Genomic DNA, 269 nt, shown 5'->3' on the forward strand with positions numbered 1-269 from the left:
GGGTTAAATATTGCCGATGTGCAATCGATCGTGGCCGGCGCAATCGGCGGTGAAAACGTCGGGGAGACGATTGAAGGGTTGGCTCGTTTCCCAATTAACGTACGTTACCCTCGTGAGTGGCGGGATTCACTCGGCGCTCTGGAGCAGTTACCTATCTATACCCCTCTAGGCAGCCAGATCACTCTTGGCACCGTTGCGAAGATCAAGGTCAGCGATGGTCCGCCGATGCTTAAGAGTGAGAACGCCCGACCTTCAGGCTGGGTGTATAT

Annotated in this window: 1 protein-coding gene; it reads left to right on the top strand. The window is 55.0% G+C overall.

Features of this window, described 5'->3' with window-relative positions; genetic code table 11:
• Positions 1-269 (top strand): efflux RND transporter permease subunit (locus KMS84_RS44585; protein WP_256921598.1); only part of this gene is annotated, 269 nt, incomplete at both ends.

This window comes from Streptomyces hilarionis (genome assembly GCF_024539675.1).
In the GTDB taxonomy this organism is placed as follows: Bacteria; Actinomycetota; Actinomycetes; order Streptomycetales; family Streptomycetaceae; genus Streptomyces; species Streptomyces hilarionis.